Annotated in this window: 17 protein-coding genes; 12 read left to right on the forward strand and 5 right to left on the reverse strand. The window is 61.9% G+C overall.

The window, feature by feature from the left end:
- Positions 1-8: 8 nt before the first annotated feature.
- Together uvrB and AB4Z25_RS02960 are read right to left on the reverse strand one after the other, a co-directional pair.
- Positions 9-2,933: an excinuclease ABC subunit UvrB gene (gene uvrB / locus AB4Z25_RS02955; RefSeq protein WP_112539355.1), complete on the reverse strand. Its 2,925-nt coding sequence runs from the start codon at positions 2,931-2,933 to the stop codon at positions 9-11.
- A gap of 150 nt (positions 2,934-3,083) precedes the next feature.
- Complete coding sequence (locus tag AB4Z25_RS02960; protein ID WP_112539353.1) at positions 3,084-4,127, reverse strand: class I SAM-dependent methyltransferase; 1,044 nt, start codon at positions 4,125-4,127, stop codon at positions 3,084-3,086.
- 318 nt (positions 4,128-4,445) lie between these two features.
- Between AB4Z25_RS02960 and AB4Z25_RS02965 the strand changes: the two genes are divergently transcribed.
- Together AB4Z25_RS02965 and AB4Z25_RS02970 are read left to right on the forward strand one after the other, a co-directional pair.
- Positions 4,446-6,446, forward strand: coding sequence for a putative bifunctional diguanylate cyclase/phosphodiesterase (locus AB4Z25_RS02965; RefSeq protein WP_442207848.1), 2,001 nt, complete (start codon positions 4,446-4,448; stop codon positions 6,444-6,446).
- Positions 6,447-6,619: 173 nt separating this feature from the next.
- Complete coding sequence (locus tag AB4Z25_RS02970) at positions 6,620-7,870, forward strand: MFS transporter (RefSeq protein WP_112539349.1); 1,251 nt, start codon at positions 6,620-6,622, stop codon at positions 7,868-7,870.
- Positions 7,871-8,190: 320 nt separating this feature from the next.
- Here AB4Z25_RS02970 and AB4Z25_RS02975 read toward each other — a convergent pair whose 3' ends face one another.
- On the reverse strand, positions 8,191-9,447 hold the full coding sequence (locus tag AB4Z25_RS02975) for an MFS transporter (protein WP_112539347.1): 1,257 nt from the start codon (positions 9,445-9,447) through the stop codon (positions 8,191-8,193).
- A gap of 224 nt (positions 9,448-9,671) precedes the next feature.
- Between AB4Z25_RS02975 and AB4Z25_RS02980 the strand changes: the two genes are divergently transcribed.
- Both AB4Z25_RS02980 and AB4Z25_RS02985 read left to right on the forward strand, forming a co-directional pair.
- Positions 9,672-10,025, forward strand: a complete 354-nt coding sequence (locus tag AB4Z25_RS02980) for a DMT family protein (protein WP_112387466.1) — start codon at positions 9,672-9,674, stop codon at positions 10,023-10,025.
- A gap of 197 nt (positions 10,026-10,222) precedes the next feature.
- The gene (locus tag AB4Z25_RS02985; protein ID WP_112539345.1) at positions 10,223-10,687 is read left to right on the forward strand and encodes a phage regulatory CII family protein; all 465 of its coding nucleotides are present in this window, start codon (positions 10,223-10,225) and stop codon (positions 10,685-10,687) included.
- Between the two features lies 1 nt (position 10,688).
- Here AB4Z25_RS02985 and AB4Z25_RS02990 read toward each other — a convergent pair whose 3' ends face one another.
- Positions 10,689-10,910, reverse strand: a complete 222-nt coding sequence (locus AB4Z25_RS02990) for a hypothetical protein (RefSeq protein ID WP_112539343.1) — start codon at positions 10,908-10,910, stop codon at positions 10,689-10,691.
- 193 nt (positions 10,911-11,103) lie between these two features.
- Between AB4Z25_RS02990 and AB4Z25_RS02995 the strand changes: the two genes are divergently transcribed.
- The 3 genes from AB4Z25_RS02995 (at position 11,104) to AB4Z25_RS03005 (ending at position 14,116) form a co-directional block, all read left to right on the forward strand.
- A complete protein-coding gene (locus tag AB4Z25_RS02995) occupies positions 11,104-11,340 on the forward strand; it encodes a hypothetical protein (RefSeq protein ID WP_112539341.1) in 237 nt (78 codons plus the stop codon).
- Between the two features lie 80 nt (positions 11,341-11,420).
- Positions 11,421-12,932, forward strand: coding sequence for a DUF1800 domain-containing protein (locus AB4Z25_RS03000; protein ID WP_112539339.1), 1,512 nt, complete (start codon positions 11,421-11,423; stop codon positions 12,930-12,932).
- An 11-nt stretch (positions 12,933-12,943) separates the two neighbouring features.
- Entirely contained in the window at positions 12,944-14,116 is a 1,173-nt protein-coding gene (locus AB4Z25_RS03005) for a DUF1501 domain-containing protein (RefSeq protein WP_112539337.1), read from the forward strand.
- 11 nt (positions 14,117-14,127) lie between these two features.
- Here AB4Z25_RS03005 and AB4Z25_RS03010 read toward each other — a convergent pair whose 3' ends face one another.
- Positions 14,128-14,514, reverse strand: coding sequence for an acyl-CoA thioesterase (locus AB4Z25_RS03010; protein ID WP_112516033.1), 387 nt, complete (start codon positions 14,512-14,514; stop codon positions 14,128-14,130).
- Between the two features lie 567 nt (positions 14,515-15,081).
- Between AB4Z25_RS03010 and AB4Z25_RS03015 the strand changes: the two genes are divergently transcribed.
- The 5 genes from AB4Z25_RS03015 (at position 15,082) to AB4Z25_RS03035 (ending at position 20,702) form a co-directional block, all read left to right on the forward strand.
- Positions 15,082-16,902 (forward strand): methyl-accepting chemotaxis protein, encoded by a 1,821-nt coding sequence (locus AB4Z25_RS03015; RefSeq protein ID WP_112539410.1) that lies wholly within the window; start codon positions 15,082-15,084, stop codon positions 16,900-16,902.
- Between the two features lie 125 nt (positions 16,903-17,027).
- Complete coding sequence (locus tag AB4Z25_RS03020; protein WP_442207849.1) at positions 17,028-18,317, forward strand: extensin-like domain-containing protein; 1,290 nt, start codon at positions 17,028-17,030, stop codon at positions 18,315-18,317.
- A 65-nt stretch (positions 18,318-18,382) separates the two neighbouring features.
- Positions 18,383-18,631, forward strand: a complete 249-nt coding sequence (locus tag AB4Z25_RS03025) for a hypothetical protein (protein WP_112539335.1) — start codon at positions 18,383-18,385, stop codon at positions 18,629-18,631.
- A 386-nt stretch (positions 18,632-19,017) separates the two neighbouring features.
- Positions 19,018-19,944, forward strand: a complete 927-nt coding sequence (locus AB4Z25_RS03030; RefSeq protein WP_112539333.1) for an ABC transporter ATP-binding protein — start codon at positions 19,018-19,020, stop codon at positions 19,942-19,944.
- Positions 19,941-20,702 (forward strand): ABC transporter permease, encoded by a 762-nt coding sequence (locus AB4Z25_RS03035; protein WP_112387159.1) that lies wholly within the window; start codon positions 19,941-19,943, stop codon positions 20,700-20,702. Before AB4Z25_RS03030 ends, AB4Z25_RS03035 begins: the two co-directional genes overlap by 4 nt.
- Positions 20,703-20,704: the final 2 nt, after the last annotated feature.

The raw sequence follows: 20,704 nt of genomic DNA on the forward strand, positions 1-20,704 counted from the left end.
TCGGAGCATCACCGCCCCGGCCGCCCAGTCTTGCCCTTCGTCCGGCTCTTGCGCTTCTGCTCGCCCGGATCCTCATAGCTCCCGACACCCGTCTTGCCGCGCACCAACGGTCGCGGGTCATCACGCTCCGCTTGCCCTTCGAGCAGGGGCGAGAAGCGTTTGGTGCTCTTTGATGCCTCGGGCTTTTCCGGCAGCTTGCCGCTGACCGGTTTTTCGGTGCGGCCGACGGTCATTTCGTCGAGGTCGTTGCGGCGGAAGAGGGAGGTTGGAGCAAGATCGCCCCCCTCTGGCCTGCCGGCCTGCTGGGACGAGCCACGGGTCTCGTCCCGTCCTTCAGACCCCGCCACGGGTGGGGAGATTGGCTGGGCGCGATCGCTCGCTCCGCTTTCCAGCTTTGACGCCGTCGACCGCAGCCTCGTAGCATCCTTCCTGCCGGCTTCCATCGACTTGGCTTCCTCGCGGGCCATCGGGTCGTCCATGACGGCGAGTTCGGCGGCCTTGAGGCGTTTGATTTCGTCGCGCAGGCGGGCGGCCTTTTCGAAGTCGAGGTCGGCGGCGGCGTCGCGCATGCTTTTTTCCAGCGCGTTGAGATGGGCCTGCAGGTTGTTGCCGACGAGGTTGCCGCCATCGGCGAAGCCCTTGCCGTTGACGCCTGAAATGTCGGCGCGGACGTGGTCGCGCTCGTAGACGCTGTCGAGGATGTCGGAGATCTTCGCCTTGACCGATTCCGGGGTGATGCCGTGTTCCGCATTGTAGGCCATCTGCTTTTCGCGGCGGCGGGTGGTTTCCTCCATCGCCCGCTTCATCGAGCCGGTGATGTTGTCGGCATAGAGGATGACCTTGCCGTCGACGTTACGCGCGGCACGTCCGATGGTCTGCACCAGCGAAGTCTCGGAGCGCAGGAAACCTTCCTTGTCGGCGTCGAGGATGGCGACGAAGCCGCATTCGGGAATGTCGAGGCCTTCGCGCAAAAGGTTGATGCCGACGAGGACGTCGAAGGCGCCGAGGCGCAGATCGCGGATGATCTCGATGCGTTCGAGCGTGTCGATGTCGGAGTGCATGTAGCGGACGCGCACGCCCTGTTCATGCAGATATTCGGTCAGGTCCTCGGCCATGCGCTTGGTCAGCACGGTGCAGAGCGTGCGGTAGCCCTTGGCGGCGGTCTCGCGGATTTCGCCGAGCACGTCGTCGACCTGGGAGCGGGCGGAGCGGACTTCGACGGGTGGGTCGATCAGGCCGGTGGGGCGGATGACCTGTTCGGCGAAGACGCCGCCGGACTGTTCCATTTCCCAGCCGCCGGGGGTCGCCGAGACGGCGATCGTGTCGGGGCGCATCGCGTCCCATTCCTCGAAGCGTAAGGGACGGTTGTCCATGCAGGAGGGCAGGCGGAAGCCGTATTCGGCCAGCGTCGCCTTGCGCCGGAAGTCGCCCCGGTACATGCCGCCGATTTGCGGCACGGTGACGTGGCTTTCATCGATGAAGACGATGGCGTTGTCGGGGATATATTCGAACAGCGTCGGCGGCGGATCGCCGGGGTCGCGGCCGGTCAGGTAGCGCGAATAGTTCTCGATGCCCTGGCAGGAGCCGGTGGCCTCCAGCATCTCGATATCGTAGCGGGTGCGCTGCTCCAGGCGCTGGGCCTCCAGCAAGCGGCCGGCCTTTTCGAGCTCGGCGAGGCGGAGCTTCAGCTCCTCCTTGATCGACTTGATGGCGCCGTTCAGCGTCGGGCGCGGAGTGACATAGTGCGAGTTGGCGTAGATCTTCACCGATTTCAAGTCGCCGGTCTTGGCGCCGGTCAGCGGGTCGAACTCGGTAATGGCGTCGATCTCGTCGCCGAACATCGAGATGCGCCAGGCCGCGTCTTCCAGGTGGGCCGGGAAGATTTCGATCGTGTCGCCGCGGACGCGGAACGAACCGCGGGTGAAATCCATGTCGCGGCGCTTGTATTGCTGGGCGACGAGGTCGGCCAGCAGCTGGCGCTGATCCAGGCGGTCGCCGACCGCCATCTGGAAGGTCATCGCCGTATAGGTCTCGACCGAGCCGATACCGTAGATGCAGGAAACCGAGGCGACGATGATGCAGTCGTCGCGCTCGAGCAGCGAGCGTGTCGCCGAGTGGCGCATGCGGTCGATCTGCTCGTTGATCGACGATTCCTTCTCGATATAGGTGTCGGAGCGCGGGACGTAGGCTTCCGGCTGGTAATAGTCGTAGTAGGAGACGAAATATTCGACGGCGTTATCCGGGAAGAAGTTCTTGAATTCGGAATAGAGCTGGGCGGCCAGCGTCTTGTTCGGCGCCAGGATGACGGCCGGGCGCTGCGTCGCCTCGATCACCTTGGCCATGGTGAAGGTCTTGCCCGAACCGGTGACGCCGAGCAGCACCTGGCTGCGGTCGCCATTCTCCAGGCCCTCGACGAGGTCGCGGATCGCCGTCGGCTGGTCGCCCGCGGGGCTGTATTCGGAGTCCATGCGGATGGTGATGCCGCCCTCGGACTTGTCGGGTCTCGCCGGGCGATGCGGCGTCCAGATCTTGCCGTTCTTGTGCAGCGGGTTGCCAGATTCGATCAGCGCCGACAGCGCCTCGACGGTGGCGGTCACGGCGGTGCCTGCCTGCAGCGAGGCGGCCTCTTCCAGCGTTGTGTCCATTCCGGCGACGGGATTGAGACCGGCGGCGGCGCGGGTCTTCGGGTCGGTGGATCCGCCCATCGACGTGCCGCGGGCCGATTTCGACGCGGCGATCTCCACCTTCTTGCGGTGCTTGCCGGCTTTCGAGGCGATCTGGCGCTGTGTCTCGACGGAGGATGCCTCCGCATCGGCCTCCAGCTGCTTCACCCAATCGGCGACGGAACCCTCGAGCGGGGCGCCTTCGAAAGACGACTGGGGAGCTTCCTCGAAACCATTCGGGGCGGGGGATTTCTTCGTCGGTTTTGCCATGGCCGGAATATGGAGAGAGTCAGCGCGAAAGTGAAGAGGCAAAGGGTACAAAAGGGAAACGAATGAATCGTTCGGATTCGGCGAATAATGGCGCCAAACGGAAAGCCGGCCGGGGTGCCCCGGCCGGCTTTGTCATGCTCTAAAAATGTCTCAGCCGCGCTTCTTGATGACGCCGTAGACGATGTTGCGATTCTTGCCGAAGAAGACCTTGGATTCGCAATCCTGGCCCGCCGTCGCCTCGTGGATGATCTTCCACATATCGGCTTCCGAACGGAGCAGCAGCGCCCAGTTCATGAAGGTCTCGATATAGCCGTCGACGAGGATCGGGTAGGAATAATTGGCGAACAGGAAGGTGCCGCCCGGCTTGACCATCTCCAGGCAACGCTGGGTGAGCTTGATGGCGACGCGATCGACCAGATAGTCGTAGAGGCCGGAGGCATAGACGATGTCGAAGGTGCCGGGGTTGGAACGGCGCATCAGCAGTTCGCGCACCGAACCGTCGATCGCCTCGACCGCCGTGCCCTGGAAATCGCGGGCGATGGTGCCGATGCTGATCGGATCCTGGTCGAGAGCGACCCAGCGCTTCAGCGCCTTCTGCTTCATCGCTTCGGAATAGGCGGCTTCGCGCAGGTGACCGGCGGCGACGCTGAGCACTTCCGTGCCCGGGCCGCGTTCGGCGGCAACTTCATCGACCTGGCGGGCGAGGATGTCGCGGCGGTCCCAGTTGGCCTGCGAGGAGGGCGCGGTGCTGGTATATTCGAACAGAGCCTTGCCGAGATCGGAGGCGGCCGCGACCTTATCCATCACGCTTTCGTGGCGGTAGATGAAGTCGAGCAGGGTGGCATCGCCCGAATAGCCGCGCGGCTTGTCCCAGGACCACTTGGTCAGCGGGTCCTCGAGGAAATAGCTGGTGACGGCGTGATTCTGGATCAGCGGCACCAGTTCCTGCCAGACGCGCGGATGAATGCGGGCGCGCATCTCGTGCAGGGAAATCGTGACGCGATCGATAATCTTGGTTGGGTCTTCGGATTTGGCAAACTGCTGGCGGGCCAGTTCGAGCAGCAGGGCGACTTCACCCTTGCTGATGGCCAGATGCTCTTCGAATCGGTCGCTCTTCGGCGCTTCGAGCTCGGTCGCTATGGCTTTGGGCGTAATAAGGCTATGGCCGTCGAAATCCATCTTGGGCTGGGTCACGCGATACGTCCTCTAATCAATTGGGGTTATATTACCGGGTCACACCTGTACCGTTTTGGGCGTTACCTTGAATTGTATATTAGCGAGAAACTTTTCATTAACCATTGAAATCCATAAACATGATTAACGGCGCCGGTCTGCCGCTCATTTAGCAAGCTTTAATCGAGCCCCTGTATTTTGGTGGTATTAGATTGCCGGTGTTGCCGTGCTTCCTCATCAGAAGGGGCTAAGCGAACCGCACGAATGCGTCAGTCAATTCCGCCCAGAGTATCAGCGGAGAGCTCTGGCGAAGCGTAGTACGGAGCGGTGGAACAGTGCATGAAGCACGAAATTGCCTATGCGGCAGAGATCGATCTTGAACCGAAGTTGCTGCGGCCGACGCCGGGCGAACTGCGGGATCTCTATCGCATCGAGGGGGAAGCTGAACGAAAGATGGCGACACGGCAGGGGCTGTGGATCGCTGTTATTGTCTATATCCTGTTTTCCGCCACCGACCTGCTGCTGATCCCCGATGTTGCCACCTTCACGATTCTGGCCCGCGTCAGCGTCGGCAGCTTCGCGCTGCTGTTCCTGGAAGCCGAAGTCTATCTGAAGAAAAGCATCCAGTGGCTCGACCGCACCAGTGCGCTGGCGCTGGTGCTGGGCTTCGCGATCTGGTGCTTTCCGGCCGTCCGCACCGTCCATGCCGACAGCCTTTCCTATTACATGATCTTCGGCGCCATCTTCATGATGGGCGCCAACCAGTTCTTCAATTTCCGGTTCGGCCTTTCGGTTCTGGCCTCCAGCGCTGTGCTGGTGACCTTCCTGATCTCGCTGGTGTTCTTCTGGCCAACGAGCGTCTACGCCATGGCCTTCGGCATGTTCTACGTGTCGTGCTTCGTCTTCACCTCCTATGTGAACTGGAAGCTGAACCATGAGCGCTATCACGTCTTCTTCAATGCGCTTGAAGCCAGGATGCAGCAGAAAGAAGCGACGGATCGCGGCGAGGCGCTGCTTCGCATGTCGAACACCGACTATCTGACCGGTCTCGAAAACCGCCGGGCCGTGGACCAGCGGCTGCGTGACTACTGGAAGGAATGGCAGCGCAAGGGCGTCGGCTTCACCGCCATCCTCGTCGATGTCGATTTCTTCAAGAAATTCAATGACGGCTATGGTCACCAGGAAGGTGACCGCTGCCTCATTCATGTTGCGCGTACAATCAAAGACGCGATCGAGCCCTATGGCGCGTCGATCGGCCGTTACGGCGGCGAGGAATTCATCGTGCTGGCGCAGTTCGACGAGGTCGCGCGCGTGACCGATCTGGCCGAATGCATTCGCGATACGGTCGAGCAGATGGGGTTGATCCACGAGGAGCGCCGCGACGGCACCTCGATCGTTACCGTCAGCGTCGGCGCGGCCTATACGCGTGACCAGAGCGGCAAGCTTGAAAAGATCATCCACGAGGCCGACCGGGCGCTCTACAGTGCCAAGGCGGCTGGTCGCAACTGCGCCCGCCTGTTCGATCCGAACGATCCGTTCAGCAGCGACGAGAGCGAAAATATCGCGGCCCTGCTGCGGATCGCCGTGGCGCAGGATCTGCTTTCGCTGGTCTATCAGCCGATCGAGGATATCCGCACCGGCCGCCGCGATGCGGTCGAAGCGCTGATGCGCCTGAAGACGCTGGATGGCAGCTCCATCCCGCCGAGCCTGTTTATCCCGATTGCCGAGCGTACAGGCATGATCCTCGAGCTTGGCCGCTGGGTCATCCAGACGGCTTGCCGCGAGGTTTTGGCTCCGAACCTGGCACAGATCGCCAGCGTGAACGTTTCGCCGATCCAGCTGCGCATGCCGGGCTTTGCTGCCAGCGTTGCCGCCGTACTCTATGAGACCGGCGTTGCCGGTAACCGCCTTGCCTTCGAAATCACCGAAGGCCAGGAAATGGAAATGCATGCCGACGTCCTGAAGTGCATCAGCGATCTGAAGACGCTGGGCATCAAGATCTGGCTCGACGATTTCGGCACCGGTTTTGCCGGCCTCTCCTGGCTGCGCCTCATCGATTTCGACACCGTCAAGATCGACCGCTCGTTCCTGCATGGCAGCGCCACGCCGCGCGGCAAGGCGATGCTCGAAGACATCGTCGGGCTGATCCGCAACCGTGGACCGAAGATCCTCGTTGAAGGCGTGGAGACGGCGGATCAGCTGTCGCTGTTGCGCCAGCTCAGGATCGACTATGCGCAGGGCTATCATCTCGGCCGCCCGGCGCCGGTTCAGGCAATCGATTCCACGCCGGCAAAGCCGAGCCGTCCGGCGCTCGTCGCATCCCGGCCAGCCGGCCGCTAAAGCCTTCCGAGGCCTGCCAAAATGCCGCAGTCAGCTTGGGGGAACAATGTCAGCAGCGCTGACGTTGTGATCCGCTGTCTTCAAACAGCGCTCCCGCCCGCTTCTAGGGCACTCTTTCCGACGGCATCCGGAATTGCCCCGCCTCGCCGCCGTTTTCGGATGGAGGACAACAGATGTCCGAATTGGCAAGTCTGCGTGCACTTACACCGCAGCAGCGCAATACGCTGATCGCCAGCTATCTCGGCTGGACCCTCGATGCCTTCGATTTCTTCATTCTCGTCTTCGTTCTCAAACACATTGCCGAAGAATTTCACACCGACGTTCCTGCCGTCTCGGCGGCAATCTTCCTGACGCTGGCGATGCGCGCGGTTGGTGCTCTGGTCTTCGGGCTGGCGGCAGACCGGTTCGGCCGCCGCGTCACCCTGATGGCGGATGTGCTGCTCTATTCGATCTTCGAGTTCCTGACCGGCTTTTCGACCGGGCTGACGATGTTCCTGATCCTTCGGGCGCTGTACGGCATCGCCATGGGCGGGGAATGGGGCGTCGGCGCCTCGCTCGTCATGGAAACGGTGCCAGACGAATCCCGTGGTATCGTTTCGGGTATCCTGCAGGCAGGCTATCCTTCCGGCTATCTTCTGGCGTCGATCGTCTTCTTCCTGCTATTTCCGGTCATCGGCTGGCGCGGCATGTTCTTCGTCGGCGCGCTGCCGGCACTGCTGGTGCTCTATATCCGCCGTAACGTCGAGGAGAGCCCGGCCTTTCTTCGAAGGCAGCGGGAAGGGCGCAGGCCGTTCCTGACGATCCTGCGTGAAAACGTGCCGCTGTTCATCTGGTCTGTGCTGCTGATGACTGCGTTCAATTTCCTCAGCCATGGCACGCAGGATATCTATCCGACCTTCATGGAAACCCAGCGCGGCTATGACAGCTACACGACCGGGGCGATCGCCATCGTCTACAATATCGGGGCGATCTGCGGCGGATTGTTCTTCGGTGCGCTGTCGCAGCGGATCGGCCGCAAGAAGGCGATCGTTATCGCGGCGCTGCTGGCGATCCTCGTGGCACCGCTATGGGTCTACGCGCCCGGGCCAGTGCTGCTGGCGATTGGCGCGTTCCTGATGCAGTTCTTCGTGCAGGGCGCCTGGGGCATCGTGCCTGTGCATCTCAACGAACTGTCGCCAGACGAAGTGCGCGGCACATTCCCGGGCTTCGCCTACCAGCTCGGCAATCTGCTGGCCTCGGGCAATGCGACGATGCAGGCGGGGCTGGCTGCCCATTGGAACGGCGACTATGCCACAGCGCTGCTCGTCGTCGCGGCGATTGTCGCCGCCGTCGTCGCGCTGCTTGCGGGCTTCGGGTACGAGAAAAAGGATGTGCGCTTTGGCGCGGCGAAGGCCGAGACGCCAGAAGGCGCATTCCGGGCCTGAGTAACTGCGGCGGACGCGAGCCGTCCGCCGCCGATCTTCGCCGACTGTAGTCTTTTCTTAACCAGCGTCTTCTAATCTTCCCCTGCGGTGGTCAGGTATTGCGTTCCACTGCGACTTTTTATGATCCGGTTTACACGATGGCCGGTATCATGAAGGCGATAAATTTCGCCGTTACCTTTCCCAATGAATTCTTGCAGACCAGCCGGCATCTCGATTTTTGCACCGTTTCCAATGCGGCGTACGAGACGACGCCGGCGCTTTTTCGATTGCGAAGCCGCTGGGTCATTTGAAACGAGTTGAGTACAATCAGATGCGGCAATCTAGAGGGCTGCGGTGGTAGCGGCCGGCGCGGGTGTCTGGGCCTTCGGGCGCTCTGGCACGATCGCCCGCCGCCCATACCAGAACACCCCGATGGCTGCGATAGCTGCGGCGCCGTGGACCCAGTAGGCGAGCGCATAGCCGCCTTCCTTGGTCAACCAGCCGGCAACGATATTGCTGAGGGATGCGCCGATACCCTGGACCGTCATGACGGCTGCGAGGCCGGCGTTGAAGCGCCCGGTGCCGGAGAGGATGCGCTCGGCGGCAAGCGGCGTGGCGATGCCGATCAGTCCGGCGCCGACGCCGTCGAGGAACTGCACCGGATAGATGGCTGCGAAATTGCCGAAGCTTCCGGCGATGGCGCCGCGCAGCGGCAGGGCGCAGAGCGCTATGATGAAGACGAGCGCGAGGCCGAAGCGGCGGATCAGGAAAGGTGCGGCCAGCGCCATGGCGATCATCGACAGTTGAGAGACGCCGGTGACGATTGCCGTCGTGCGGAAGGGTGTGCCGAGCTGGATCGAGAAATCCTGGGCGATCAGGCGGCTCATCGGCGCATTGCCGAAATGGAAGATCAGGAGCGTTACAGCAAGCAGGATGAGGCCGCGCGAGCTGGCGATGATCGAATAGCCCGACGGGCCTGGCGTGCCGTCGTCGTGGGCCAGACCGCGCGCGACGGCGTTGTCGATACTGCGCGGATCGATCGCCAGCGTGGCGCCGATCGTGGCGATGGCCGTCGCGATCATTAGCCAGATAATGCCGTTGAGCCCGAAAAGCAGAGTGGCGAGATAGACCCCGGCCAGAGAGACAACATTGCCGGCATGGTTCCAGAATTCGTTGCGCGCCACCTGATCCGGAAAGGCTGCCTCGCCAACGAGACCAAGCGTCAGGCCCATCAGCGCCGGGCCGATCACAGCGCCAACAATTGCGGTTGCCGACTGGCCGCCGAAGACGGACGCGTTTCCGGGGCTGGCCAGCGTCCAGAGCGCAGCTGCGGTGACCAGGACGACAGGGATGATGATCAGCAGCCGTTTGTGTGGCGAGGCATCGACCAAGGCGCCGAACAACGGCGTGGCGATCAGCCCGAGGATGCCGCCGAGCGTTGCGACAATGCCGAGCGTCATCGGTGACCAGCCATGCGTGGCGAGGAAACCGTCGAGGAATGGCCCCAGTCCGTCGCGGGCGTCAGCGAGAAAAAAGTTGAGCGTCGCCAGCGCGACCAGCGAGCGGCGGCTGAGGGCGGATTGTTGCGGCGATGGCATCTCTGCTCTTCCTTCAGGACGGTGGTGTCCTGAAGGTGGCTCCGCGGTTTGCGGGCCGCTTCCGGCGCTCGCCATGAACGGCGGCCCGGATCAAAAGTTCCGCGCCTGCGGCAGGGCCGCTCCGATTTTCTTCAAATGCGCCCAATGGGTTCCGCGGGGCTTGAAGAGCGTGAATTTCGGGATACATGCTGGCGCCAGCAGTCACGCCTTCCAAGGATTCTCATATGCCGTTTTCGCTGAGCCCCGCCGCCGTCTGGCCGGTCATCATGCTTTTTGCCTCCAACATCTTCATGACCTTTGCCTGGTACGGGCATCTGAAGCACAAGAGCAGCGCCATTTTCCTGGCCATTCTTGCCAGCTGGGGCATTGCGTTCTTCGAATATTGCCTCGCCGTTCCCGCCAACCGGATGGGCTCGGAAGTCTATTCGACGGCGCAGCTGAAGACGATGCAGGAGGTGATCACGCTGATCGTTTTCGCCGGCTTCTCGATCTTCTGGCTCGGCGAGAACCTGACCTGGAACCACGCGATCGGCTTTGCGCTCATTGCGCTCGGCGCGTCCTTCATCTTCCGCGGATGAGCAAGCGGCCGCCCGCGATGCGGCGTAAGCGAACGGGCGGCCTTCGCCGCGACCGGGGTGGTGATCGCAGCGCGCCGGTTGCCTAGCCGGCCGCGCATGCGAGTTCCATCAAATCGGCGCCGTCTTTTCAACAGCACGTTGCCACTTGCCATTGTCTTTCGCTGCATGGACACTCTTACCCATAGAGGGAGTGGACCATGGCAGAGCGCGGCCGCGAGTTTGCAGATATCGCCTATACCGTCCTCGTCGTCGAGAAAAAGCCGGGTATCGAGGCGGTGGCCGCGGCGCTCGGCATGACCTATGCCGTCTTGCATTCAAGGCTGATCAACCGGACCTGCTTTTCTGCCGACGAAATCAATGCCCTGGTGCGGGCGGTACCGGATGTGCGGCTCGTCAATTGCCTGCTGAAGGAAACGGGGTTCGTGGCGGCCGATCGTCCAGTGCCTGATGCCGCGGGCCACGATGGCCAGCCGGCCGAGACGATCGGCCTCCAGCGCATCGCGACGCGGGTGGTTGTCGACGCAACCGGCATCCTGGAGCTTGTCGATGCTGCACTCGCCGGAGGCGGAATGGACCACAGACGGGAAGCGCTCGTCCGCAACGAGATCAGCGAGACCGAGCGGTCGCTTGCCACCCTGCGACTGCGGATCGCCGAGGCGTGATTCAGCGGACGCGGCGGCGGAGCTTGTCCAGCCAGTCATCGCCTTCTGCCCGCAGCACTTCCATCTCGGCCGAAATGTCGCCGTGGCGTTGTTCCAGCAAACTCTTGCGCGCCGGCGTGCCGCCCTTGCGAAGCTTGGACTCGATTGCAAGAAGCTGGAGCTTGTAGAGGTTAAGCGTGCGCACGACGCGCATATATTCGCTGAGAGGATTGGGATCTGGCATCGACTGTCGGCTGGCTGGATCTGCGTTTCAAACGCGCAGCCCCTATCGCGCCGGACACAACCGCGACATCAAAACGAGCGGCGTTTTTCAACGGGGAGGTGGTGGCCTCATGACGGCCGGTAACATCGAGTGACCGGCCGGCGGGGAACGGGTGGAGGCGTTCTGCGTTGGTTTCCAGAACCGGAGATCAATAATGCAGAAGAACAAACCACTCGTCGAAGTCGTCGTATCCACCGCCGAAGGCAAGGTGCCGATGGGCATCATGAACACGGAGCAGGCGCTGGCTCTGCCCGATGATATCGACGCCAAGGTCTCGCATCCCGATCATAAGGTAGGCGAGACGGATGTGTATATTCCGATTAAGGAGCTGGAGCAGCATGCTGTTGCGTCTGTCGGTTCAGCGGGCCGAAAACCCAATAATTACAAATAGTCCATGTCTGCAATCTGCCTGAATGCAGTCGCATTTGGTTGAGACCTTGTCACCATCAGGTGATGATGAGGTGATCGGCCATGAGCGTGTCATTTCAGACGATGGCGGCTATCCGTTTCGGTTACGGCTTCCGACCCGGCGAGTCTGGGCCGCAGGATATCCAGGCGCTTCTCGGCCAGCTGAAGACCGGGGCGCAGAGCCCGCCGTCTTTTCCGGCCGGCGGCACTGATGCATGCCGCCAGCGGCTGACGGCGCTGCAGGATCAGCTGAAAGCGATGCGTCAGGATGCCAATGCTGGCGGCGACGACGGCGAGCGCCGCAACCGGCGCCGCGAGCTGCAACGCCAAGTGCAGCGTGGGTTCCAGCGGGATGCCAATCAGCGGCTGATGCAGTCCGTGCTTTCGGCCAACGGCTTCTACGAGCGGCTGGCGGCGTTCTGGACCGACCACTTCTCGACCAGCGCCAACAAGAGCCTGCCGATGCGGATGATCGTGCCACTCTACGAGGCCGAGGCGATCCGCCCGAATCTCGGCGGCTCGTTCCGCGATCTCTTGCGGGCGGCGACCGAGCATCCGGCGATGTTGATCTATCTCGATCAGGCACAGTCTCAGGGGCCGGATTCGCCCGGCGGGATACGGCAGAGGAAAGGCCTCAACGAAAATCTCGGGCGCGAATTGCTGGAACTCCACACGCTCGGCGCAGGCAGCGGCTATACGCAGGCCGACGTGCGGGGCGCCGCCATGGTGCTGACTGGACTTACCGTGGATCGTGACGATGTAGATACCGTCTTTCGTCCGCGTCTGTCCGAACCCGGACAGCATAGCATGCTTGGCATTGGCTACGGCGGCGAACGGCGAACGCGCAAGGACTACCTCGCGATGCTGGATGACCTCGCGGCGCATCCGAAGACGGCCGAGCACATCTGCCGCAAGCTTTGCATCCATTTCATCTCCGATCAGCCGCCGTCCGAAATGATCTCGGCGATGGCGGATGTCTGGAAGCGCGCAGACGGCGATCTGACGGCTGTCTATGGCGCGATGCTCGACCACCCGGCCGCCTGGCGCGACGAAGGCTCGAAGGCGCGCCAGCCTTTCGATTTCGTGGTTGCCGGGCTGCGGGCGCTGAATGCCGGGAGCTTCATGGAAGCCAATCAGGATGATGACGGCGATGCCGATACTGCGATGGCCGCACCGCCTGCGGAGATGGCTGGCGGCGATGCGGTGAAGAGCGTGGCGCCTGCCGATCCCGCCGGTAAAGAGGCGGTCAAGCGGCGCAAGGCGTCTCAAACCGCCAGAGCTTTGGGGCAGGGTGCGTTGCGCCGCATGGGCCAACCGGTCTGGCTGCCGCCGAGCCCCGCAGGTTTCGAGGAGACGTTCGGTGCCTGGATTACCGCAAGCCAGCTTGCCGAGCGGCTCGCCTGGGCCCGGCGGGCTTCGGCGCAATTCGGGAGGGACGAGGATCCTCGCGACTTCCTCAAGGCAACGCTCGGCGATGCGGCGCGCGACGAGACGATCCGCGTTGTTTCGCAGGCGCCGAGCAAGGTCAGCGGGCTGACGCTGGTTCTTGCCTCACCCGAATTCAACCGCCGATAAGGAGACCGGTCATGACAGAGTTTCTGCTTTCCCGCCGCGGTTTTCTGGCCTCCGCCTGCTGTCTCGCCGCTGCCCCGGTTTTCACGCCCGTCACCTTCGCCGCCATGCCGGGCGACAACAGGTTCGTCACCATCGTGCTGCGCGGCGCCATGGATGGCCTCGATCTGGTCCAGCCTTATGGCGAGGCCGGTTTTGCGATGCTTCGCCCGACCCTGGCGCTAATGCCGGACAAGGGGCTCATCGATCTCGACGGTCATTTCGGCCTCAATCCGGCGGGCGCCGATCTTCTGCCGTTGTGGAAATCGAAGGAGCTGGCATTCGTTCATGCGGTCTCGACGCCCTATCGCGACCAGCGCAGCCATTTCGACGGCCAGGATATGCTGGAATCGGGCGGCGAACATGTGGCCGAAGAAAAGACGGGCTGGCTCAACAGGGCGCTTGCCGTCATCCCGCGCTCGGATGCGCGCAAGGCGATCGACGTCAACACATCGACGGAGCTGATCCTTTCAGGTCCGAACAATGTCGATGTGTGGGCGTCGGATTCCAATCTCGGCACCGCCAAGGACGAAATGCAGTTTCTGATGCGGCTCTATGCCGTGGACCCCGCCTTTGCCAAGGCGATGGAGGAGGCGACCCGGGCCAATGGCGCTGCGATGATTGCCGAACCCGACGGCAAGCGCGGCGAGAAGATTGCCGATGTCGCCGCACTTGCCGGCAACATGCTGAAGGGCGACTACCGGATCGCCAGTTTCTCGATCACCGGCTGGGATACGCATGTCGGGCAAGCCGCGCAGTTCAAGCGGCCGGTTCAGGATCTGGCGGAAGCGATCAACACACTGAAAACCACGCTAGGCGCTGATATCTGGTCGAAGACAGTCGTCCTTGCGATGACCGAGTTCGGCCGCACTGTTCGCCAGAATGGCTCCGGCGGCACGGATCATGGGACGGGCGGTTGCGCGCTACTTGCGGGCGGAGCCATCAATGGCGGCCGTATCCTCGGCAAATGGCCGGGGATCGGCGATGCCCAATTGCTCGACGACCGTGATCTGATGCCGACGGCCGATGTTCGGGAGATCGCCGCGGCGATGCTCTACCGGCAGTTCGACGTTACTGCCGAAGACCTGACGGCGAAGATCTTTCCGGGGTTGAGTTTTGACAAGGGCTCGCAGTTCCTGCGAGCCTGATGAGAGCCAAGTCACTCCGCAGGGACAGGCTTCGGTGCGCCGTTTTCGTCGAGGGCCACCATGATGAAGGTGCCGGCGGTGACCTTTTCCATTTTGTTGTAACGGGAACGGTGCGCCCAGGCCTCGACGCAGAGGGTGATCGAGGTGCGTCCGACGCGGTCGATATCGGTGTAGACGGAGAGCGTATCGCCGATCTTGACCGGCAGTTCGAAGGCCATTTCCTTTACGGCGGCGGTGACGACGCGGCCGCGGGCGCGTTCGGCGGCGCGGATGCCGCTTGCCAAGTCCATCTGCGCCATGACCCAGCCGCCGAAAATATCCCCCGCCGGATTGGCGTCGCCGGGCATGGCGAGCGTGCGGAGGGTCAGTTCACCTTTCGGCTTCGGGCTGTCGTTCATCATCAAGTCCTTGTCATGTCACGGAGAGTGAAGATGGCAGGCTTGACGGCCGGATGGCAAGGGCAATGCGGCGGTTATGCAGGGAGGGATTCTCAGAGACGGCCGAGCGTGAAGAAGAGCGCGGCCCAGAAGAGCGCCGAAAGCTCGGCGGCTACCAGAAAACCGATTGCGCGTTCCGTCATAGGAGCTCCCCTTCGTGGTTAAAAGGGGCTCGCGACCCCAGACGCGAGCCCCAATCCCTTCGTGTCCGCCAAGACGCGTTAGGATGGCGAGCGAAATACTCAAAATGGGGGAGGCGCGGTATCGTAAGATCTTGGGATCCCACGGCTGGAACAGTGCTCCGTGTGTCTTCCATGGCTGACCGGACAATTTTTATTCTTGGCAGCCCGCAAAAAATTCGCTGAGCTTAAATATAATAGAATTCATATATTTATCTCTTGCATGGCGGTTCAGGAAGGTTGTTTCCGTTACGTTATGTGAAGTCGAGCTAATAATGCTTCACTGGCCGGTAAGACATGCCCTGCAGAATTTGCGCCGATCATCAGTGCGTGAATGCGAGGGGACTTCGTGCGCAATACAAAGATTTCGACCCGTCTGTACGGGCTTGTCGGGCTTACACTGGCGATTTTCGTCGGCGTGATGGCTTTCTTCCTGAACTATTCCTACTCGGAGCTCGAGGCTGAGCGGAAAGCCGGTCTGGCGCAGATGGATGCGACGGCCATCAACATCATGAAGAAATACTACAAGATGGAGCAGGACGGCACGCTGACGCGCGAACAGGCGCAGACGGCCGTCAAGGACGTCATCGCTTCCATGCGCTATGGCGACAGCGGCTACTTCTGGATCAATGACATGCATCCCAACATGGTGATGCATCCGATCAAGCCGGAGCTTAATGGCACCGACCTGTCGCAGAACAAGGATCCGAACGGCAAGTTCCTGTTCGTCGAGTTCGTCAATACGGTCAAGGCGCATGGCCAGGGCTTCGTCGATTACTACTGGCCCAAGCCGGGCGCCGAGCAGCCGGTTCTGAAATACTCGCATGTCGCCGGCTTCGAGCCCTGGGGCTGGGTTGTCGGCACCGGCGTCTATGGCGACGACCTTGCCGCGCTTTACCGCCAGAACGCACTCTGGGCCGCGCTGCTCTGTGGTGCGGGCGCCATCGTCACCCTCCTCATTGCCTATGCGATCGTCCGCAGCGTCACCGGTCCGGTTGCGCGTATCGGTGCTGCGATGCATGCCATTGCTGCCGACGGCTCCGCTGCGGCAGTCGTCGACGGCGAACGCCGCGACGAGATCGGCCACATGGCCAAGGCGCTGCTTGTCCTGCGGGACTCGATGATCGAGCGTAGCGAGATGCGATCGCGCGAGGATTCGCGTCAGCGCGAACTCGATGGCGAGCGCCGCAACAGCGAGCAGCGGATGCGCAATTCGGCCGAACGCCAGAACCACGCGATGATGACGCTTGGCCAGGGCCTCGAGCGTCTTGCCGCCGGTGATCTGACGGTCACGGTCGGCGATTTCGGCGAGGAATATGCCAAGCTGCGTTCGGATTTCAATGCGGCTGCCGGTGCGCTTAGCAGCGTCATCCAGGCGATTTCGGAATCGAGCCATATCGTCAACGACAGCGCCGCCAATATCAGCGAAGCGACCAACAATCTTTCGAAGCGCACCGAGCAGCAAGCGGCCGCTCTGGAAGAGACGGCAGCGGCGCTCGACGAGATCACGGCGACCGTCCGCACAGCCTCCGAGCGGGCGACGGAAGCGCGCGAGATGGTGTCCGAGACCAAGACCAGCGCCGGCAAGTCGGGCGAGATCGTCCGCAATGCCGTTGCGGCGATGAGCCGGATCGAGGATTCGTCCAACCGTATCGGCCAGATCATCGGCGTCATCGACGAGATCGCCTTCCAGACCAACCTTCTGGCGCTCAATGCAGGCGTCGAGGCGGCGCGTGCGGGCGAGGCCGGCCGCGGTTTTGCCGTCGTCGCGCAGGAAGTCCGCGAGCTGGCGCAGCGCTCGGCCAACGCCGCCAAGGAGATAAAGACCCTAATCAGCAATTCGGCTGCCGAAGTCGGCAACGGCGTGTCGCTGGTTCGCTCGACCGGCGACGCGCTTGTCGAGATCGAGGCGCTGGTCAACAAGGTCAATGACCACGTGAATTCGATTGCCACTGCGGCACGCGAACAGGCAACCGGGCTGCAAGAGATCAACACCTCGGTCAATCACATGGATCAGATGACGCAGCAGAACGCGGCGATGGTCGAGGAGACGACCGCAGCCAGCCAGACGCTGGCCGCCGAGAGCAATCAGTTGCGCACCCTGCTTTCCAATTTCCGTCTCGGCCAGAGCCAGGCGACGGCGCCGCGCGCCTATAACCGGGCGGCCTGATAACATCCGGGAAAGGCGGGAAACCGCCTTTTCCACCAGGGGTAAGCTTTCCTTCACCAGTTTTATTTAAATTTGATTTGAATTCTTCAGGTTGCAAGCAGGGCTGCGGGGCGATGGAGGGTATTGTGTCTGTCTCTCTTCTGCGGCGTATCGTGCTGACCACGCTGGTTTCCACGGCGCTCACGACCTGTTCCGTCAGTGACGGCCTCGTGCCGCCTGCCAATGTCGATCGCGGCACCAAAGTCAGCTCCATTTCTCCGCCAAGACAGTCCGCCATGCGCATGGCGCCGATGGAAACGGCGCAATCCTATCCCGCTTCGGCGCCCGTTTCGCGCGCCGGCGGATCGGTCGATTACCTCGATACGCCGAACCTTGCAGGCGAGGGACGTTCTGCCACCGATGCTGCTCCGGCCCCTGGCCGCAAGCTGCCGATGATCGACAGTGACGAGGCGCTTGCCCAGCAACAGGTGCCGCGTTCGCAGAATGAGCCTGGCAACTGGGGCGGCACGCGCCAGCTTTCCGTTCCCGAGGGCGGCGTCAACATGGATTCCGAACTCGGCGCCGAACCGGTGGTCGGCCTTGCCCAGGAGCAACAGCAGCAGATCGCCGAAGGTGAAACGGCCGAGCCCGTTGTCGACGGCATCGGCACCGATGCGCCTGTTCAGACCAACCAGCGGCGTATGCCGCGCCCGACCGCGCAGACCGAGATGAGCCAGGCCGCCGTCTGGAATGATGGCAGCGCAGTGGTTGCCCCGCAGCGCGTTCCCGAAGAGAGCGAGAGCCAGGAAGTGGCGATGCTGCGGCCGAACGATCCAATGATGAGCACGCCGGCCATGCCCGCCGATCCGAGCGTGATGCCGGCCTCGGAGCTTTCCTGCCGCCGCGAACTGAAGCGCATGGGCGTGGTCTTCACCGACAAGCCGGCGATCTCCAATGGTCCCGCCTGCCAGGTGCCTTACCCAATCTCCTTGCAGGGGCTTTCCGGCAATATCGGCGTCCGGCCTGCTGTGACGCTGAACTGCCAGGTGACGCTCGCCTTCGCCAAATGGGTGAAGAACGAGCTCGCGCCCTCGGCACGCTTTCGCTACTGGTCGGGCATGAAGACGATCGAGCCGCTCGGCGGTTATTCCTGCCGGCGCATGAACAACAGTCGCCAGAAATACAATCCGATGTCGGAGCATGCGCATGGCAATGCGATCGATGTCGGCAAGTTCGTGCTGAAGAACGGTCACGAGATCGATATCCGCAAGAAGGGGCTCTTCTCTTTCCGCGAAGGGCGGCTGCTGAAAGCCGTGCGTAGCGACAGCTGCAAATATTTCAACACGGTGCTTGGCCCCGGCAGCAACCCCGAACACTGGAATCATTTCCACTTCGATCTGAGAGACCGCAAGAGCGGCCGGGTCTATTGCAGCTAGCGTGCCTTCTTGGCGCATGCCGGGGAATCTGATCTGACGGGCACTCCTGAAAGAGGAGAGCAGAGATGGCAGACCGCAGGCGCCCGAATTTCGTGATGCTTTGTCTTGTGGTGGTGATTGCCGCAGCTGCCGTTTTCGGCGGGCGCTGGTATGTGTATGTCGCCTATGCGAGCGACCCCTTCGACGAGGTCGGGATCAGCCTCAACACGATGATGCCAGGACCCATCCGCGAGATCGGCTGCGGCATGCTGAAGAGCCGTTTCGAAGGCAAGACGCTGCCGCCCTTCGGCTGCGGCCTCAACGGACAGTGGTGAGCGCTCAAAAAGAAAGCCGGCGAAACGCCGGCTCAGACTGACCGGCCTTCAGGGGAAATCGACCGGGTTCTAAAAGTGTTCGTGCTTACGGCGGCATTTCTCTACAAATAGAGGCAGCGGAAATATGAGCGTAACGAGCGCCCGTTGACGGTTCCGCAAAGGGATGGGCGGCGGGGCAGAAACCGTTGCTTGCCTCTGTGGCGGTTATCCTCCGCGAAGATCACCGGTTGATGACAAAGGCGGTGGAAAGACGATTTTCCGCCGGCCGCTTTTCTTCGCGCCACTATGGCTGGCCCGCTGAATAGTGTGTTCACGGGGTACGGGATGTCAAAGTGTCACAAAGGGGCTATATAGCGGCCCAATAAGAGGAAACATCCAAAAGCCGCATGACACCCATCATTTCGATCCGCAATCTCACCAAGCATTATGCCAATGGATTTGAAGCGCTGAAGGGCATCGATCTCGATGTCGAGAAGGGCGAAATCCTGGCGCTACTCGGCCCCAATGGCGCAGGCAAGACGACGATGATCTCGATCGTCTGCGGCATCGTCAATCCAAGCGGCGGCGAGGTGCTCGTCGGCGGCCACGACGTGGTCAAGGATTTTCGCGCGACGCGGACGATGATCGGCCTTGTGCCGCAGGAGCTGACGACCGACCAGTTCGAGACCGTCTGGAACACGGTGAGCTTCTCACGCGGCTTGCACGGCAAGAAGCCGAATCCGGCGCATATCGAGAAGGTGCTGCGCGACCTGTCCCTCTGGGACAAGAAGGACAACACGCTGCGGCAGCTTTCCGGCGGCATGAAGCGGCGTGTGCTGATCGCCAAGGCGCTGAGCCATGAGCCGGAAATCCTCTTCCTCGACGAGCCGACGGCCGGTGTCGATGTGACGCTGCGCAAGGACATGTGGCGCGTCGTCGAGCAGCTGCGCGAGTCTGGCGTGACGATCATTCTCACGACCCACTATATCGAAGAGGCCGAAGAGATCGCCGACCGCGTCGGCGTCATCAACGGCGGCAAGCTGCTGCTCGTCGAAGACAAGGCGGCGCTGATGGCCAAGCTCGGCCGCAAGCAGCTGATCCTCGAACTCACCGAGCCGCTCGAAAAGCTGCCGGAGCATTTTGCCGGAAACGGCCTGTCGCTGGAACAGGGCGGCACGCGGCTGGTCTACAATTTCGATGCGCATAACGAGCAGGAAAGCATTGCGGCGCTTCTGACCCGGCTTTCGGCAGACAACATCCATTTCAAGGATCTCTCGACGCGGCAAAGCTCGCTCGAGGATATCTTCGTGGCACTCGTGGGAGGCGCCAAATGAATATCGAAGCCGTCAAGTCCATTTACTTCTTCGAAATGGCCCGTACGCGCCGTACGCTGCTGCAGAGCGTCGTGTCGCCTGTCATCTCGACCTCGCTCTATTTCATCGTCTTCGGCGCCGCCGTCGGTTCGCGCATCCAGACGGTGGAGGGAGTTTCCTATGGTGCCTTCATCACGCCCGGCCTGATCATGCTGACGCTACTCGGCCAGTGCATCAGCAATGGTTCCTTCGGCATCTACTTCCCGAAATTCACCGGGACGATCTACGAAGTGCTGTCGGCGCCTGTTGCGATGACGGAAATCCTGCTCGGTTATGTCGGCGCGGCGGCCACCAAGGGATTGCTGATCGGGTTGATCATCCTGCTGACGGCCAATGCCTTCGTGGAAGTGAGGATCGAGCATCCCTTCATGATGATGCTGTTCTTCCTGCTGACGGCGATCACCTTCAGCCTGTTCGGCTTCATGATCGGTATCTGGGCCGGCAATTTCGAGCAGCTGAACCTGATCCCGATGCTCGTCGTCCCGCCGCTGACCTTCCTCGGCGGCAGCTTCTATTCGATCAACATGCTGCCGCCCTTCTGGCAGGCGGTCAGCCATTTCAATCCGGTACTTTATCTCGTCAGCGGTTTTCGCTGGAGCTTCTACGGCATCGCCGACGTCAATCCGTTGATCAGCCTCGGAATGATCACGCTGTTCTTGGCGATCTGCCTTGGCACACTCGGCTGGATGTTCAGGACGGGTTACCGGCTGAGAAACTGACG

This window comes from Rhizobium sp. RAF36, assembly GCF_052114105.1.
Classification (GTDB): Bacteria; Pseudomonadota; Alphaproteobacteria; order Rhizobiales; family Rhizobiaceae; genus Rhizobium.